A 16,981-nucleotide genomic window follows, 5' to 3' on the forward strand; every position below is an offset into this window, starting at 1 on the left:
TACAATTTTTTAATCTTGAAAACAGCCACCCGTTTGTATTTGGCATTTATGAACCTTGTGTATCGTTCCCTGCGAAGGAAATTAGATTTCCTTCTTGTTTTAACATTGTCTACGATCTTATTACTGCAGCCTGTGCTGGGCTCGATGGCTTATGCGCAAACGGTGATTGTGCCAGATGTTGGCGCTCCTGCTGGTAATCAACCTAATGTGGCTGAATCGCTTAATCATACGCCGGTTGAAAACATTGCTACTCCCTCTTCTGCGGGAGTTTCTCACAATCAATTAACCGACTTACAAGTGGGAAGCGAAGGGTTAATTGTTAATAATTCTGCTTCAACAGCAAATTCAGCCCTTGGTAGTATTGTCCAGGGCAATGCGAATCTTGCTAGCGGCCACGAAGCAACCATTATCCTTAACGAAGTCACCGGTACTAACACCACCGGCCTTAACGGCCCGACGGAAATCGTGGGTAAAACGGCCGAATATGTGGTGGCGAATCCCAACGGCATCAGCTGCAATGGCTGTGGTTTCATCAATACGCCCAAAGTCACCCTTACCACGGGCACTCCCCAGTTAGACAGTAGCGGCCATCTTACCTCTTTTCATGTGGATAAGGGGACTATCCTCATTGAAGGCAGCGGCGTTGATGCCAGCCAGACGGATTCGTTTGATATTATCTCGCGCGCTACGCAAATTCACGCAGCTATTTATGGTGGTAATACAGTGCGCGTCACAACAGGCCGCAACCAAGTCCATTATCAAACGGGTGTGGCCACTCCACTTGCTGCCACGCCAGAATCCGAAGCAAGCAAACCCACCATTGCGATTGATACCTCAGCACTGGGTGGAATGTATGCGGGAAAGATTTACCTTAAAAGCACCGAAGCAGGCGTTGGTGTGAATAATGGCGGCATCTTGCAAGCCAGTAACGGTAATTTAGAAATCACCGCAGATGGTGAGCTTGTTCAGGCCGGCACTGCTTCTGCTACTGCAGATGTGAAGCTTACCTCAACAGCCAGCAAAGTGACCCATACCGGCAGAACCTCTGCTGGTGGTTCTGTAACCGTGAATGCACAGAGTGATGCAGCATTAGGTGGTCAATATATCTATGCTGGTGATCAGCTTACTCTCACTGCTGGCAATCAACTTACGTTGGATGGCTCAAATGCTGATTCTGGCTTTGCGTTTGTGAAAGCCAACACCATTACGGGCAATGCAGACTCTATTCGTTTAACACATCTACTCTCTAGCGGAACAGAAGATGTGATATCCATGACAGCTGCCAGCCTCGATATAAGCGATAGCGAGATACTGGCGAACTCGGTGGTGTTTATTTCCACTGGAGCAACCACTATCACGACCAGTCAGATTGTGGCTAATGACGAATTGTCCCTAACTAATGGCAGTTTCAGCGCAACGAACAGCACCTTACTGGCCAACACCCTCTTGCAAAACGTAAGCGGCAATTGGCTAAATGATACATCGATTATATCGATGCTGGGTGATTTGTCTTTAACAGTCGGTGGAACCTTAACCAATCAAGGAGAACTCTCTTCGGCAACGCATATCGATATAAGCGCACTCGATTTAAACAACACCGCAACCGGTGTTATCGCTTCCAACGATGATGCGTTACTCGGTGCTACACATGACCTAACGAACCAAGGCGTACTCTATACGCACGGCAATATGAACATAGAAGTTGGAAATCACCTCCTCAATGACCAGGGTTATATCCTGGCAGAAACTGGCACTTTATGGATGGGTGGCTTAAACAACACCCGCATGGTTTTATTAGAAACCAAAGCAGCTTAATCCAGTCCGGTGGTTTAATGACATTAGTCGCAGACACTCTCAGCAACCACCGCGTCGGGAATCCTTCCTTTATTGAGGATGCAGGCGATATCGAGTATTTTGATATCCGCTTAGGTCATGGCAATGACGATATGCTGGCACATACCGGCAGTGATAATCAATGGCTGATTTTTAATGCTGATCCGTATTTAGACGGCATTAAATTCATGGTCGATAATAACTCTACCTGGCAGGCCGATCCCAACCTTCCTCCAGGTGTAGCACGTCAGGTCATTACAGAAACAGAAGATTTTACCGAGCGTGCCGGCGAAATTATTTCCCAAGGAAACCTGGTAGTAGACACCGCCACCCTTAACCAGCAAGTCAGTTACATCAGCGCCAGCGGCAATGTTGATTTAGGTACCGCTAATGTTACTAATACCGGGATGGATATTAACAGTATCCTGCGCTATACCTGCATGACTTCCGGCTGTTTACCGCATATCTATAATCCAGTCATCAATGAATATGACTTGGTTGGCTCTATCGCTTCACTTGAAACGTTTGACCTCGTCTACCAATCCGGCCATGTCGCCAGCACCATTGAAGCCGGTGGCACATTAACGTTGGGTGGTAATTTGGTGAATAACCAGACATCGCTTCCAATAAACGGCGTATTAATTACCCCACGTATTGATCAATCATCGGTAGTCTCCCCTGGAGTGAATGTTAGCGTAGGTGGTTTATTTGGAGTAGCATCCGATCCTAACTCACCCTACTTGATCACCACCCAAATACCAAACATTAATCAAAATAGCTATGTGGGTTCCAGTTACTTATTAGATCAACTCGGTTATCAGCTTGACCACACCATCTTATTATTAGGCGATCCTTTTTACGAAACACAATTAATTGAAGATGCCTTGCTTAAAAAACTAGGCACACGTTTTATCACCCCTGGTATTACCGATGCTAACGCACAAATCACCCAGCTCTATGATAATGCTAAAGAGCAAATGGGTACATTAAATTTATCGGTTGGTATTGCCTTAACCGATTCACAGCAATCGCTTTTAACCAAAGATATTGTGTGGCTGGTGCAGCAAACCATTAACGGTAAACAAGTGTTAGTGCCTACTGTATATCTAGCCAGTAGCGATGCCCAATTAAAAGACATTGCACAAAACACCGGCGCCACTCTTAACGGCCATGATATTGCCTTAACAGGCAACAGCATCACCAATCAGGGCGGCATCCAGGCGCAGCATAATGTCACTATCAACTCAAGCACCGTTTCAAACCAAGGTGGATTAATCAAAGCGGGCAATAATCTGGATATCACCGCAGACACAATCAGCAACAGCGCATCCGTAGGATCAAGCAGCTACGGCAAAAGCACGTTTGAAACACTGCAACATCAAGGAACCCTTGCCGCAGGAAACAACGTAAACCTCACCACCAGCGGCGATATCAATTTTAACGGCGGTGTGCTGGATGCCGGTGGAACCGGCAGCTTAACATCGACCAACGGCAATATCATCATCGACAGCCAGGCCTTAAACAACCACACCGATGCGTCCTATCGCCACAGCCATTACACCAGCGACAGCACCTTGCAAATTGGCTCGTTATTAAGCGGCCAGCAGCTGGTGTTAAATGCCGCCAACGACATCACCATCAAAGGCAGCGATGCGCAAAGCGCGGGTGATATTAATTTAACCGCACAGAATGTCACCATCGGTGCCGAAACCGAAAGCTATCATTACCATGAAACCAGCAGCAGCCATGGCTTTATGAGCTCTAGCAAGAAGGAGGTCAAACAAGACAAAGAAAGCTTGCGTGGTTCTACGTTAACGGCGGGAAATAACATTAACATCAACGCCAATGATAATATCAACGTTACCGCCTCTTACGCAGAAGCAGGTAACGACATCCATTTACTCGCCGATGCCGACCACAACAACACAGGCGGCATTACAGTAGAAGCCGGTAAAGGTTATGAATCCAGCTACGTGTATAAGAAGGACAGCGGTTTCACCGGCGGACTTTCTGGCATGAGTTTTGGGGTGAGCTACCAGCAAACCAAAGACAGGATCAACAGCTACCAGGAAACCTTACTGCCTTCCATGATGGTAGCCGGCCATGACATCACCATGTATGCTAGTGATGATATTAACATCCTGTCGAGCCAGCTTTATGCTAACCATGATGTGATCCTCAGTAGTGATAATGATATCAACCTCCTCGCGCTAGCTGCGGATAACAGCTATTTGGAAAAACACCAGATGACCAGTGTTGGCGTGACGGTGGCTATCCAGGAGAGTTTAACGAGTATCATGGATACAACTAAAGGTTTAGAGAATAACACCAACACTGGTAAATATGCCCCCATTGGCCTTGCCGTAAACGCATATAAAGGATATCGTCTGTACAATAATTTTGGTGGAATTTCAGCCTTGAGCAATCCTTCGAACCTTATGACAAGCTTATTACCCAGTATTTCGGCAACGCTTGGTGTATCTACTAGTTCTTCAAAATATGAAACGAGTGGTTCAACCTACACGCAAACGAAGGTTGAAGCGGGTCATGATTTTATCTTAACCAGCGGTAATGATACTACGGTAAAAGGCGCAAACATCCAGGCAGAAAATGTGAATATGGATGTAGGCGGTGATTTGCTTGTGGCTTCCGTGCAGAATACGTCAGAGACATCGCAAAGTTCCCAAAGCGCGGGGATGAGCATTGGTGTTTCAATCGGTTTTCAGGGAATTGCCCCCACAGGTGGATTTAATATGGCAAGCGGCAGTGGCGAGGGCCATCGTACCTGGACGGATGATGTAACCTCGATCATTGGTACTAACTCCGTCAACATCACTGTTGGCGGCACCACCACCATTAATGGGGCGTTAATTGCGCAAGCAACGCCGCAAGAGGATGGATCCTATATTGATGGCGGACACCTTACCCTTGATACAGGATCCTTAGTGTTTTCGAATTTGGATGATGAAGAAGTATGGAGTTCAGATAATCTTGGATTTGGTGTTGGTTTTACGGGCGCAACCGAATCGTGGAACAGTATTTTCAACGGTGATGGGTTGAGTAATCTGGTGTCTTACGGCAGCGCTCCTATGAAATCCAAGGAAGAGCCCAAGAAGCCAGTACCAGGGTCGGGCACAAATTTCCCGGGAAGCGGTTCGGTTAAAGTCCAGTTGACGGACAACAACAAAACCGGCATCACCCATGCAACGATTGGATCAGGAACGATTATTGTGGGAGGCCAGACGCTTGCGGAAGATGATCCCCAGTTAGACGGGCTAAACCGTGATGTCAACGATGTGCAAGAAATTACCCGTGATGAAAAGAACTCACTGGATGTGGATATCCCAATTGATAAACAAACAGCAGAAATGATCAATGCCTTATTATTGGATTTATTCCCAACTCCCGATAATAATAAAGGTTTGATCGGCCAGTTCTTCGCGTTAGTGGATGGCGAGAAAAAACATTATGCTATCAGTATTATTGGGATAACGGATGAAGCAAGGCAAGCGATGCTGGAAAATAAAGAACCTGTTGAAATCAAGTTTGAAGATGGGAAATATTATCTGTTAATAGGCGCAGAAGGGAAGTATGAGGTAAAGTTTGCCGAATTAGGTAATAACTATACGTTCAGCAACATTATATTCAATAACGGAATTTTGAACTCGCTGACCGATGCCATTCGTAATGGTGCCATGCAACTCGGTGCACCAGATGAGTTCATTGCGGCACACAATCCCTCGCATGGTTTTGTGCCTGATTTGCTGGAAGTTGGCCTATCAATAGTGACGGGCTATAACCCTAATGCGGAAGCAACGGCGGGGTTAGTGGTGGAAATAGCGCCTAATTTTGATGGGAAGGTAATAGAAGCTGGACATAGTGCTGGCGGCGAGGATTTGTATCAGCAGCTTCTTATATTGGATGGGACTGATGGTTTACAGTTGACTGTTGGTTTCTATGGAACGCCAGTGAATACAGACGTTTTACAGAACTCTATGGGCGAAAATAAATGGACTTTTGCTGGCCACTTTATTAATCCAAATGATACGGTACCTATGATTGCAGGTGGAAATGCCTCAAGTCCAAGTGAATTTATAGGAGCTGTAGCTGCCGTACCCTCTTTGTTTGGCGATAATAGTCCTCATTCAAACTATTACTGCACGAGTAAATTGATTTGTCCTTATTAATTGGAGCGTTAAATGTTACTGATTCGAATTATGTGTTTGTTAATTGTTGCGACTACATCAAGCTGTCAACATCATTCTCGTCCCCATACTAATGTTGAAAGAGAATACCTAACCGATCCCAATAAACGTTATTATACCGAACGGTTTTCTTTTTTGCCTCCTGCGAAGGATGGATGGGAAGTAGTAATTGGAAAGAATAATACTATTTTTCGTATTAATCATGATGATCGGAAGGTAACACTTGCGGTTGATCCTTTCGATAAGTCACCTGAAGTTTTTGAGTATTCCAGACGAGCTGGTGAGAGGTGGATTAAACGATTCAACAGTAATATCAATAGAGGTAGTTATAAGACTGTAACCTCTGAGACAATCAGGGTAAGGGAAATGACTTGCTTGAAGTTCTTTACGGTTGAGGCATTTGGTCTTGCAGGTTTTGCGACAACGGGTGGAAGACTATATGATACACATTTTGACTGCCAAGACCCAAAAGACCCTAAAAAGGCACCAACCTTATCGGTGAGCATGACCCAAATCGTAGCCCCTGGTCTTGAGGTGTGGGATGCTGATAAAATGTTGAAGGATATCCTAAAAAGCATCGAATTTGTTCCATATGATAAGGCAACCTCTCCGAGCTATCAGCAATTCTTAAAAGGAATGGTTGACTTAGAGAAGCGCTACCAAAAGTCAGAGGAGCTAGATCGCATACGTCAAGAAAAGACAATAACTGAAACGCATTCTATAACAGGCAGTAAGGGGGCTGAGGAGTAAAAGGTTTAAAATCCCAATGATCCAGGACCTACGATTATTGGCGGCAATGCCTCAAGTCCAAGTGAATTTATAGGAGCTGTAGCTGCCTTACCATCTTTATTGGGAAATAATAGTCCTCATTCAAACTATTACTGCACGAGTAAATTGATTTGTCCTTATTAATTGGAGCGTTAAATGTTACTGATTCGAATTATGTCTATGTTAATTATTGTGATGACGTCAAGCTGTGGACATCGTCCCCATCCTAGCGACAAGATTACCCATGAATCACTTACCGATACTAGTAAACGATATTACACCGAGCGGTTCTCTTTTTTGCCCCCTAGTAGACATTCGGGCTGGGAAGTAACTATTCGAGAAACCAAATTTATTTCGTTTAGAATTAACCATGAGGATCGTAAGGTTAAAGTCAGTGTACATCCATTTGATAAATCGCCTGAGGTTTTTGGTTATTCCGGACGAGCAGGTGAACGATGGATTAAACGCTTCAACAATAATATCAATCGAGGTACCTATAAGACAGTAGCCTCTGAGATAGTCAGAGTGCGCGAAATGAGTTGTTTGAGGTTTTATACGGTTGATGCATTTGGTCTTGCAGGTTTTGCGACAACTGGTGGAAGACAATATGACACAGATTTTGAGTGCCAAGACCCCAAAGATCCCAAGAAAGAACCAACTTTATCAGTGAGTATGACCCAAATTGTAGCCCCTGGCCTTGAAGCATGGGATGCCGATAAAATAGTGACAGATATCCTAAAAAGCATAGAATTCATTTCCTATAATAAGGCAACCTCTCCGAGCTATCAGCAATTCTTAAAAGGAATGGTTGACTTAGAGAAGCGCTACCAAAAGTCAGAGGAGCTAGATCGCATACGTCAAGAAAAAACAACAACTGAAACGCATTCTATAACAGGCAGTAAGGGGGCTGAGGAGTAAAAGGTTTAAAATCCCAATGATCCAGGACCTACGATTATTGGCGGCAATGCCTCAAGTCCAAGTGAATTTATAGGAGCTGTAGCTGCCGTACCCTCTTTGTTTGGCGATAATAGTCCTCATTCAAACTATTACTGCACGAGTAAATTGATTTGTCCTTATTAATTGGAGTTTTAAATGTTGCTTATTCGAATTATGTGTTTGTTAATTATTGTGACCACCTCAAGCTGTCAACATCATTTTCGTCCCCATACTAATGTTGAAAGAGAATACCTAACCGATCCCAATAAACGTTATTATACCGAACGGTTTTCTTTTTTGCCTCCTGCGAAGGATGGATGGGAAGTAGTAATTGGAAAGAATAATACTATTTTTCGTATTAATCATGATGATCGGAAGGTAACACTTGCGGTTGATCCTTTCCATGAGTCACCTGACCGATTTGATTTCACCAAGAAAAGAAAATTAAGAACTGCCGAGAAATCCAGCAAAACTGAAGATCAGGATAAATTCTCAAACGATGAAGCGGCCAATTTACACATTAATCAATTGACCTGTATTAAGTATGAATCAAGAGAACGTTTTGGTCTGTCAGGATTATCAACAACTGGAGGCAAATATATCTTTACTAGTATTGACTGCCAAGACCCAAAGAATCCTAGGCAAGATCCTTCCTTGGAAGTTACCATGACCCAAATCGTAGCCCCCGGTCTTGAGGTGTGGGATGCTGATAAAATGTTGAAGGATATCCTAAAAAGCATCGAATTTGTTCCATATGATAAGGCAACCTCTCCGAGCTATCAGCAATTCTTAAAAGGAATGGTTGACCTAGAGAAGCGCTACCAAAAGTCAGAGAAGCTAGATCGCATACGTCAAGAAAAGACAATAACTGAAACGCATTCTATAACAGGCAGTAAGGGGGCTGAGGAGTAAAAGGTTTAAAATCCCAATGATCCGGTACCTCCCATTATTGTTTAGGAATAGTAGTCGCCACATTCGAATTATTACGGACCAACAGACTGGGTTAATAAATATTAGGAGCCACTATGTTTCAAAAAATTATTTCTGTTTTTTTCCTTATAATAGCTCTAGTGGGGTGTCGTCATTATCATAAGGCTCCTCCTAATCATACCACAGAGTACCTTACGGATACTCAAAAACGCTTTTCTAACGAACGTTTTTCATTTCTGTCTCCCCCTCAATCAGGATGGGAGGTACTGACCTATTATAATGGAGATATTACTTTCAAAATTCGTAAAGAAGATCGGTCTGTTTCATTGAAAATTGATCCCTTCTCAGTATCTCCAGAAAAATTTGAATTCAGTAACAAGCTCACTATGAGGCAAATAAAGAAGTTTGTTAATAAAATGGACTTTAAAAAATTCACCAAAATGACGGGAGAATACATAAAAATCAACAACATAAATTGCTTTAAATATGACTCTGCTGAGAGTTATCCTATGTTGGGGATTGTTATGGATGGGTATACTGAGTTTAGATGCCTAGACCCCAAGGATCCTCAGCATGGGCCGACAATGAATTTCTCTATATCCCAAAATATAGGCGATAAGAGTCTAGAGTTATGGGATGGCAGTAAGATGCTCACGAACATCATTAAAAGTCTTCAATTTACTCCTTTGGATAAGGAAACCTCACCCGGATATCAGCATTATTTAAAACATAAGGATTCATGGAAAGAAAAAAGTTGTTTTAAGTTAAACGGCAAGAAGGTGTGTTCTCAACCGGACATCACACAAGGTCGAATGATAACCACTCATGAATAATGCCAACATAGTTTGTCTTATGTTCAAAGTACCTCTATTAAATCAGCAAGATAAATATCCTTTATACCACATATGAAAAAGGCCGCTTTATGAAAGCAATACGTTATTCTTCTTTAATTCTATTGCTAGCTGTTAGTCTGATGGGCTGTTATTTGTATGAAAGTCATACAATTGCGATCGAGAAAGAGTATCCAATAAAGCCTAACACGGAATTTAGTACTGAACGTTTTTCCCTTTTATCTCCAAATCAGAAAGGTTGGTGGGTGACATTTTATGAAGGATCAACGTTTCAATTCAATACTAAGAGAAAGGACAGTTCGGCAAGCATTTTTATTACACCTTTGGCAGATACGCCAAGGGCATTTAAGAAAAATCAGCAAGAATATGAGGAGGGCCTCATTCAAACTATTACTGCACGAGTAAATTGATTTGTCCTTATTAATTGGAGTTTTAAATGTTGCTTATTCGAATTATGTGTTTGTTAATTATTGTGACCACCTCAAGCTGTCAACATCATTTTCGTCCCCATACTAATGTTGAAAGAGAATGCCTAACCGATCCCAATAAACGTTATTATACCGAACGGTTTTCTTTTGCCTCCTGCGAAGGATGGATGGGAAGTAGTAATTGGAAAGAATAATACTATTTTTCGTATTAATCATGATGATCGGAAGGTAACACTTGCGGTTGATCCTTTCCATGAGTCACCTGACCGATTTGATTTCACCAAGAAAAGAAAATTAAGAACTGCCGAGAAATCCAGCAAAACTGTAGATCGGGATAAATTCTCAAACGATGAAGCGGCCAATTTACACATTAATCAATTGACCTGTATTAAGTATGAATCAAGAGAACGTTTTGGTCTGTCAGGATTATCAACAACTGGAGGCAAATATATCTTTACTAGTATTGACTGCCAAGACCCAAGAATCCTAGGCAAGATCCTTCCTTGGAAGTTACCATGACCCAAATCGTAGCCCCCGGTCTTGAGGTGTGGGATGCTGATAAAATGTTGAAGGATATCCTAAAAAGCATCGAATTTATTCCATATGATAAGGCAACCTCTCCGAGCTATCAGCAATTCTTAAAAGGAATGGTTGACTTAGAGAAGCGCTACCAAAAGTCAGAGAAGCTAGATCGCATACGTCAAGAAAAGACAATAACTGAAACGCATTCTATAACAGGCAGTAAGAGGGCTGAGGAGTAAAAGGTTTAAAATCCCAATGATCCGGTACCTCCCATTATTGTTTAGGAATAGTAGTCGCCACATTCGAATTATTACGGACCAACAGACTGGGTTAATAAATATTAGAGCCACTATGTTTCAAAAAATTATTTCTGTTTTTTTCCTTATAATAGCTCTAGTGGGGTGTCGTCATTATCATAAGACTCCTCCTAATCATACCACAGAGTACCTTACGGATACTCAAAAACGCTTTTCTAACGAACGTTTTTCATTTCTGTCGCCACGTCAATCAGGGTGGGAAGTTATCAAGAATCGTGGTTCTATCATGAAAGCGTGTTTTATCCGATTATTGAGCATGTGTGCTGTGTTGGCAGTGGCGGCATGTGTTTCCACAAGCCAATATCAGGTTCAGCAGGTTGCAAAGGCAGATTATAAAGGGCGGCTGTTATCTGAAGTGTTATCAGAGCTGAAAAGCCAAGGTATTAGCTGTTTACTGAGTGAGCGCTACTCCAAAGATGACCGCTTAAAACCATTAACCGATGGATCACTGAAGGATGTACAGTTGTATGACTGTATGAAAGAAGACAACTCATTGCTTGGCATGTGCTTGAACCGTGCTCAAATAGTTTTGCTTGCTCAACATGATAAGGTCATTAAGCTAGCGGCAAATTCCCAACAGCAAAAGGCCTGTTTGTATGACCATTAATGTAAAAAAGGATACTTATGAACTCTAACATTTCTAAAACGATTCTTATCGGCGCCTTCGTTGGTGCCAGCGCTTTAGCGCCCACCCTGTGTTATGCAGGTGGTTCAAGTTTGAATGCCAGTATTCCGCTGGATGGGTGGAAGCAAATTGGCGAGATGTTTAAAGACATCAATAACCGCATGAACAAGAACGAGGAACCGCAGCAAGAAGCAAAGCAAAAAGAGGACGATCCAGTCAAAGAAGCAGAATCGCAAACCAACACATCATTGGATGAAACAAGGCCACATTACCCCTGCAACTGCAAATTAGCTAATCGGTGATAAATACCCTCTTCCTTCAGCAGTTCATGATGCGTACCGATAGAATCAATTTTACCCTGATCCATTACCACAATCCGATCTGCTTTCTGTACTGTTGAAAAACGGTGGGCGATGATGAGGGTGGTGCGGTTTTCCATTAGGCGGGTGAGGGCTTGTTGGACTTTTTTCTCATTCTCAGCATCCAGGGCCGAGGTGGCTTCATCCAATAATAATATTTTAGGATTTTTAAGGATAGAGCGGCTGATGGCCAAGCGTTGCTTTTGTCCACCAGACAGGCGTATGCCTTTTTCACCCAGATGTGTATCAAATCCTTGCGGAAGAGCCTGAATAAAATCTAAGGCAGAAGCCGCTAACGCCGCTTCTTTAAGTTCTTCAAGCGTAGCATTGGGATTGCCATAGCGGATATTATCAGCAACCGTGCCAGTGAAAATAATCGGGTCTTGTGGCACAATGGAAATAAGCGAACGTAAATCATGGAGGGTTAACTGATTGATCGGAATCGTATCAATAGCGATGACGCCGGATTTCATATCATAGAAACGCATCAATAACTGGAAGATCGTGCTTTTGCCGGCACCGGATTCGCCAACAAACGCTATTTTTTCGCCGGGACGAATAGCGAGAGTGATGTGATTCAGTGCAAGAGTATCGGGACGCGATGGATAGGAAAAGCAAACATCAGAAAATTGAATAGAGCCTGTGATGGAGGTCGGTAAAGCCATGGGCTGTTCTGGATCGTTAACCTTGGATTTTATTTTGAGTAAATCAAAAATACGTTCAGCGGCTCCTCCTGCTTTGGAGACATCGCTGGCAACTTCACTTAAGGCGCCAATGGCACTGGCAACCACAACCGAATAAAACAAAAATGAAACAAGGCTTCCTGATGATAATGTGCCATTGAGCACATCGTGTCCACCCACCCATAAGGCCGCGACAATTGAACCAAAGACTAGTGTAATCACCATTGCGGTTAAAGAGCCACGTACAGCAACACGTCGAATGGCGGTGCTTAGTGTATCAGCAACCTGGACACCAAATAATTTTTCTTCGTAGGCTTCGCGATTAAATGCTTGAACGGTACGAATGCCGTGGATCACTTCTTCCGTCAGTGATGACATATGTGAAATTTTTTCCTGGGTTAATTTAGAAAGTCCCCTGGCGCGCTTACCTACGATGATAATGCAGGCAATCACAACCGGAACAATCAGTAGCGTAAAACCTGTTAATTTGGGGCTGGTCATAATCAATTGGAAAATGCCGCCGATCACCATCAATATATTACGCATTGCAATAGATAGACTGCCGCCAATGACCGTTTGCAGTAATGTGGAGTCGGTGGTGAGGCGTGATAAAATGTCTCCAGATGCGGTTGTCTCAAAAAATTCAGGAGACATATGGATTAAATGGTTGAAAACATCTTTGCGAATATCGGCAATGACATGTTCGCCAACATAGGTAATGAGAAAGAAGCGCACAAAGGTAAAAAAGGCCAACGAAATCGTAATGACAAATAAAAGCAGCGTTGCTTCATTGAGTGAGGCGCGATCACCTTGGGTTAATCCGGCATCCACTAGATTGCGAATTCCCCATCCCATGGCTAAAACAGAACTGGAGGTAAAGATTAATGCAATAAAAACGACTACTAATTGCCATTGATAAGGCTTCATATAATGAAGGACAGGACTTAAATCCGACAATTTTCCTTTGGCCGCAGGTGCGGCACCAGGAAAGAGATCTTCTTTATTAGATCTACGCACGGGATAACCTCGTTTATGAAATGGTTAGTCCATAAGATAATAGGTCGGATTTTAGAACCTCACATAATTCATGTCCGCTACTATTAACCCAGATGGATTTAGAAGAATCAAACGCAAAATGGCCAGCACCACTGATGGGCGATGATACCCAAATTTGCTTTGTCGGCAAATGCTGGTTAATAACAAATTGTTTGCCCGATGGAGCCGTAATGGTGACAATACCAGGAACGCAATCCACATCAAAGAGTTGTTCATGATCGGCAAGTTCAACACGGTCAGTCAGTAATGAAAAAAGTTCAGCAACGGTTTCCAGATACTGGGCTTCATTCATGATTATTCTTCTTTGGCATCCAGATCGAATGCGGTATGCAAGGCGCGAATAGCCAATTCGGTGTATTCTTCATCAATCAGAACACTGATTTTAATTTCCGAAGTGGTGATAGCGCGAATGTTAATACTGCGATCTGCTAAGGTTTGGAACATCAATTGCGCCAGTCCCACGTGGCTGCGCATGCCAACGCCCACAACCGATACTTTGGCAACATCGGTATCAATCAACAGTGATTTATAGCCTAATGATGCTTTATGTTCTTCTAGCACTTTGCGGGCAAGGGGAATATCGTTTCTGGCTAGGGTAAAGGTGACGTTGGTTTCTTTGCCATCTTCACTAATATTCTGGATAATCATGTCGATATTGATTTCAGCTTTAGCAAGAGGAGCAAACATTAACGCCGCCACCCCAGGATGGTCGGGAACTTTAGTTAACGTGATCTGTGCTTCGCTGCGATTATAAGTGATACCGGTAATTAAACGTCTTTCCACGATTTCCTCCTCGTCAACTAATAACGTTCCTGGTCTGTCCTCGAAGCTCGAAAGAACCTGGACAACCACATGATGTTTCATGGCCATTTCAACTGAGCGTGTCTGTAATACTTTTGCGCCCAGGGATGCCATTTCCAGCATTTCTTCATAGGCTACTTTATGAAGTTTGCGTGCTTTGCTTACGATACGTGGGTCGGTCGTGTAGACCCCATCAACATCAGTATAAATATCGCAGCGGTCTGCTTTTAATGCTGCGGCGATGGCGACGGCTGTGGTGTCTGAACCTCCGCGGCCAAGCGTAGTAACGCGGTTTGTTTCTGGCTCAACGCCTTGGAATCCGGCAACAACACCTACTTCGCCTTTGTTGAGTGATTCAAGCATGCGGTCGGGTAGAATATCGCCAATGCGTGCTTTGCTATGGGTCTCATCCGTACTTAAGTGGATTTGCCAGCCTAACCATGAGCGTGCTTTAATGCCAATGGCTTGAAGGGCAAGCGCAAGAAGGCCAGACGTCACTTGTTCGCCAGAGGCGACGATAGTGTCATATTCGGCCAATTCTTCCTTTGCTACTAGAGGTGAGAGTTCTTTGGCCCAATTAACCAACTGATCGGTCGTGCCTGACATAGCTGAAACCACGACTACGACTTGGTTGCCACGGTCAACTTCTGCTTTGACCCGGTTAGCGACATTGCGGATACGCTCGATGTTTGCAACAGAGGTTCCACCAAATTTTTGAACGATAAGCGCCATAAATGTACTTAAACTTAAGTGAACAAAACGAAAAAATGAAAATAGGGCACTAATATACACGAAAGCTAAGGAATTGTCTATTTGCTGATAGAGGGGAGTGTGATATAAGTGTAAGCTATATGGATATGAGCTTTAAAAACACGACAGTTGATGATGATGAGGTGGCGAAATTCTCGGCGCTTGCTGATGCTTGGTGGGATGAGCGGGGGCCTTTTAAACCGCTTCACCAGTTTAATCCTATCCGCATTCAATATATTCGTGACCAAATAACAACACATTTGGTGCAAGATGCTTCCCAGGAGAAGCCTTTTAAAGGATTGACGGTTTTGGATGTCGGCTGCGGCGGTGGTTTAATCAGCGAGCCAATGTGTCGCCTGGGGGCCACGGTTACAGCTATTGATGCTTCAGAAAGAAATATAAAAATAGCGTCTCGACACGCCATGACACAAGAGCTTGAAATAGAGTATCTCCACCAAACAGCAGAGCAGGTTGTGGCACAAGAGCGTAGCTTTGATGTGGTGCTAGCACTTGAAATTATCGAACATGTAGCGGATGTGGGGTTGTTCATTGGGGCGCTTAGCCAATTGGTTAAACCGGATGGCTTGCTCTTTATCGCAACCCTGAACCGCACGCCTATGAGTTATGTTAAGGCAATTGTCGGAGCTGAATATCTATTACGGTGGTTGCCTACCGGTACCCATGAATGGAAAAAATTTATTCGTCCATCAGAATTGAGCCGTGCGGTAGAGCAGAATGGGTTAAAGGTTAAAGAATTTCAGGGTTTTACATTAAATATCCTTCGGCAGGAATGGTCGTTAACGGCGCAACTGGATGTTAATTATATGGCGGTGTGCCTGCGATCTGTTTCTGAATAACCCATTGATATATAGGGCACTAAAGAAATTTTTAAAAAATCGAACTTTGCTCTTCCACTTTGCTTATTTGATCTGCTATCCTTGTTGTAGGATGGGTGATTAAGGGGGGGGATTATTCCTTGATGCAAATCCTTGTCAAAAAAGTTAACGTTTTGTTGTTGAATTATTAACTATTTGATGTGAGACTTTGGAATCACAGCTTTCTGTGTATTAACGCTATCGAGGAGCTTCCATGCGCGTATTATTAATTGAAGACGATAGTTCTACCGCTCGTTCTATTGAGCTGGCATTGGCATCTGAAGGATTTATCTGTGATGCTGTTGAGCTTGGTGAAGAGGGGTTAGAGATCGGAAAAATATATGATTATGATATTATTGTTTTAGACCTGATGTTACCGGATATCGATGGTTATGAAGTATTGGCACGCCTTCGCTCTGCTAAAGTAAAAATCCCTATTTTGATCCTTTCGGGCTTATCAAGCTCCGAACAGAAAATCAAAGGCCTTGGCCATGGAGCTGATGATTATCTGACCAAGCCCTTTAATAAAGGTGAATTAGTGGCCAGGATTCAGGCGATTGTACGCCGTTCTAAGGGTCACTCAGAATCGGTTATCCGTACCGGCAAAATAGCGGTTAATCTGGATACGCGCACCGTTGAAATTAATAATAAGCCATTGCATTTAACCAGCAAGGAATATGCAATCATTGAACTTTTGTCATTACGTAAAGGAACCATCCTTACTAAAGAGATGTTCCTCAATCATCTGTATGGTGGTATGGACGAACCTGAGCTTAAAATTATCGATGTATTTGTTTGCAAGCTCCGCAAAAAGCTGATGAATTCCACCGGTGGCCATAACTATATTGAAACCGTCTGGGGACGGGGCTATGTGCTGAAGGACCCAGAAGAGCCTTCGTTTGTGCTGAGCGACGCCGAAGGTGTTGTGGCGGGAAGCAAAATAATCTAGCCAGGTTGACGATGAACATGCCCAATAAGAAAAGCGCCATTAGGCGCTTTTCTTATTGGAGAAGGTTGACTTTATGACCTAAAGCCGGTAACA

At 43.3% G+C, this 16,981-nt stretch carries 16 protein-coding genes; 13 read left to right on the forward strand and 3 right to left on the reverse strand.

What is annotated here, in order from left to right; all coding sequences use genetic code 11:
* Nucleotides 1–48: 48 nt before the first annotated feature.
* The 11 genes from IPP74_05795 to IPP74_05845 all read left to right on the forward strand — a co-directional run bounded on the left by IPP74_05795 (nt 49) and on the right by IPP74_05845 (nt 11,717).
* Nucleotides 49–1,815, forward strand: coding sequence for a filamentous hemagglutinin N-terminal domain-containing protein (locus IPP74_05795; protein MBL0318784.1), 1,767 nt, complete (start codon nt 49–51; stop codon nt 1,813–1,815).
* Nucleotides 1,816–1,832: 17 nt separating this feature from the next.
* Nucleotides 1,833–6,020 carry a hemagglutinin repeat-containing protein gene (locus IPP74_05800; GenBank protein ID MBL0318785.1) on the forward strand — a complete coding sequence of 1,396 codons (4,188 nt, stop codon included), beginning with the start codon at nt 1,833–1,835 and terminating at the stop codon, nt 6,018–6,020.
* Nucleotides 6,021–6,032: 12 nt separating this feature from the next.
* Nucleotides 6,033–6,788 (forward strand): hypothetical protein, encoded by a 756-nt coding sequence (locus IPP74_05805; GenBank protein ID MBL0318786.1) that lies wholly within the window; start codon nt 6,033–6,035, stop codon nt 6,786–6,788.
* 174 nt (nt 6,789–6,962) lie between these two features.
* Nucleotides 6,963–7,724 (forward strand): hypothetical protein, encoded by a 762-nt coding sequence (locus IPP74_05810; GenBank protein MBL0318787.1) that lies wholly within the window; start codon nt 6,963–6,965, stop codon nt 7,722–7,724.
* A 174-nt stretch (nt 7,725–7,898) separates the two neighbouring features.
* Nucleotides 7,899–8,654 carry a hypothetical protein gene (locus IPP74_05815; GenBank protein MBL0318788.1) on the forward strand — a complete coding sequence of 252 codons (756 nt, stop codon included), beginning with the start codon at nt 7,899–7,901 and terminating at the stop codon, nt 8,652–8,654.
* A gap of 113 nt (nt 8,655–8,767) precedes the next feature.
* Entirely contained in the window at nt 8,768–9,505 is a 738-nt protein-coding gene (locus tag IPP74_05820; protein MBL0318789.1) for a hypothetical protein, read from the forward strand.
* A gap of 89 nt (nt 9,506–9,594) precedes the next feature.
* Nucleotides 9,595–9,933 (forward strand): hypothetical protein, encoded by a 339-nt coding sequence (locus IPP74_05825; GenBank protein MBL0318790.1) that lies wholly within the window; start codon nt 9,595–9,597, stop codon nt 9,931–9,933.
* 165 nt (nt 9,934–10,098) lie between these two features.
* On the forward strand, nt 10,099–10,470 hold the full coding sequence (locus tag IPP74_05830; protein ID MBL0318791.1) for a hypothetical protein: 372 nt from the start codon (nt 10,099–10,101) through the stop codon (nt 10,468–10,470).
* A complete protein-coding gene (locus tag IPP74_05835) occupies nt 10,467–10,712 on the forward strand; it encodes a hypothetical protein (GenBank protein MBL0318792.1) in 246 nt (81 codons plus the stop codon). Before IPP74_05830 ends, IPP74_05835 begins: the two co-directional genes overlap by 4 nt.
* A gap of 112 nt (nt 10,713–10,824) precedes the next feature.
* Entirely contained in the window at nt 10,825–11,397 is a 573-nt protein-coding gene (locus IPP74_05840) for a hypothetical protein (GenBank protein ID MBL0318793.1), read from the forward strand.
* Nucleotides 11,398–11,414: 17 nt separating this feature from the next.
* Entirely contained in the window at nt 11,415–11,717 is a 303-nt protein-coding gene (locus IPP74_05845; protein MBL0318794.1) for a hypothetical protein, read from the forward strand.
* Here IPP74_05845 and IPP74_05850 read toward each other — a convergent pair.
* The 3 genes from IPP74_05850 to IPP74_05860 all read right to left on the reverse strand — a co-directional run bounded on the left by IPP74_05850 (nt 11,684) and on the right by IPP74_05860 (nt 15,046).
* Nucleotides 11,684–13,384 (reverse strand): ATP-binding cassette domain-containing protein, encoded by a 1,701-nt coding sequence (locus tag IPP74_05850; protein MBL0318795.1) that lies wholly within the window; start codon nt 13,382–13,384, stop codon nt 11,684–11,686. The genes IPP74_05845 and IPP74_05850 overlap by 34 nt on opposite strands.
* Before the next feature lie 103 nt (nt 13,385–13,487).
* The gene (gene cyaY / locus IPP74_05855) at nt 13,488–13,805 is read right to left on the reverse strand and encodes an iron donor protein CyaY (protein ID MBL0318796.1); all 318 of its coding nucleotides are present in this window, start codon (nt 13,803–13,805) and stop codon (nt 13,488–13,490) included.
* 2 nt (nt 13,806–13,807) lie between these two features.
* The gene (locus tag IPP74_05860) at nt 13,808–15,046 is read right to left on the reverse strand and encodes an aspartate kinase (GenBank protein ID MBL0318797.1); all 1,239 of its coding nucleotides are present in this window, start codon (nt 15,044–15,046) and stop codon (nt 13,808–13,810) included.
* 125 nt (nt 15,047–15,171) lie between these two features.
* Between IPP74_05860 and ubiG the strand changes: the two genes are divergently transcribed.
* Both ubiG and IPP74_05870 read left to right on the forward strand, forming a co-directional pair.
* A complete protein-coding gene (gene ubiG, locus IPP74_05865; GenBank protein MBL0318798.1) occupies nt 15,172–15,921 on the forward strand; it encodes a bifunctional 2-polyprenyl-6-hydroxyphenol methylase/3-demethylubiquinol 3-O-methyltransferase UbiG in 750 nt (249 codons plus the stop codon).
* A gap of 232 nt (nt 15,922–16,153) precedes the next feature.
* Nucleotides 16,154–16,888 carry a response regulator transcription factor gene (locus IPP74_05870; protein ID MBL0318799.1) on the forward strand — a complete coding sequence of 245 codons (735 nt, stop codon included), beginning with the start codon at nt 16,154–16,156 and terminating at the stop codon, nt 16,886–16,888.
* Nucleotides 16,889–16,981: the final 93 nt, after the last annotated feature.

The organism is Alphaproteobacteria bacterium, from assembly GCA_016722515.1.
In the GTDB taxonomy this organism is placed as follows: Bacteria; Pseudomonadota; Alphaproteobacteria; order Rickettsiales; family JADKJE01; genus JADKJE01.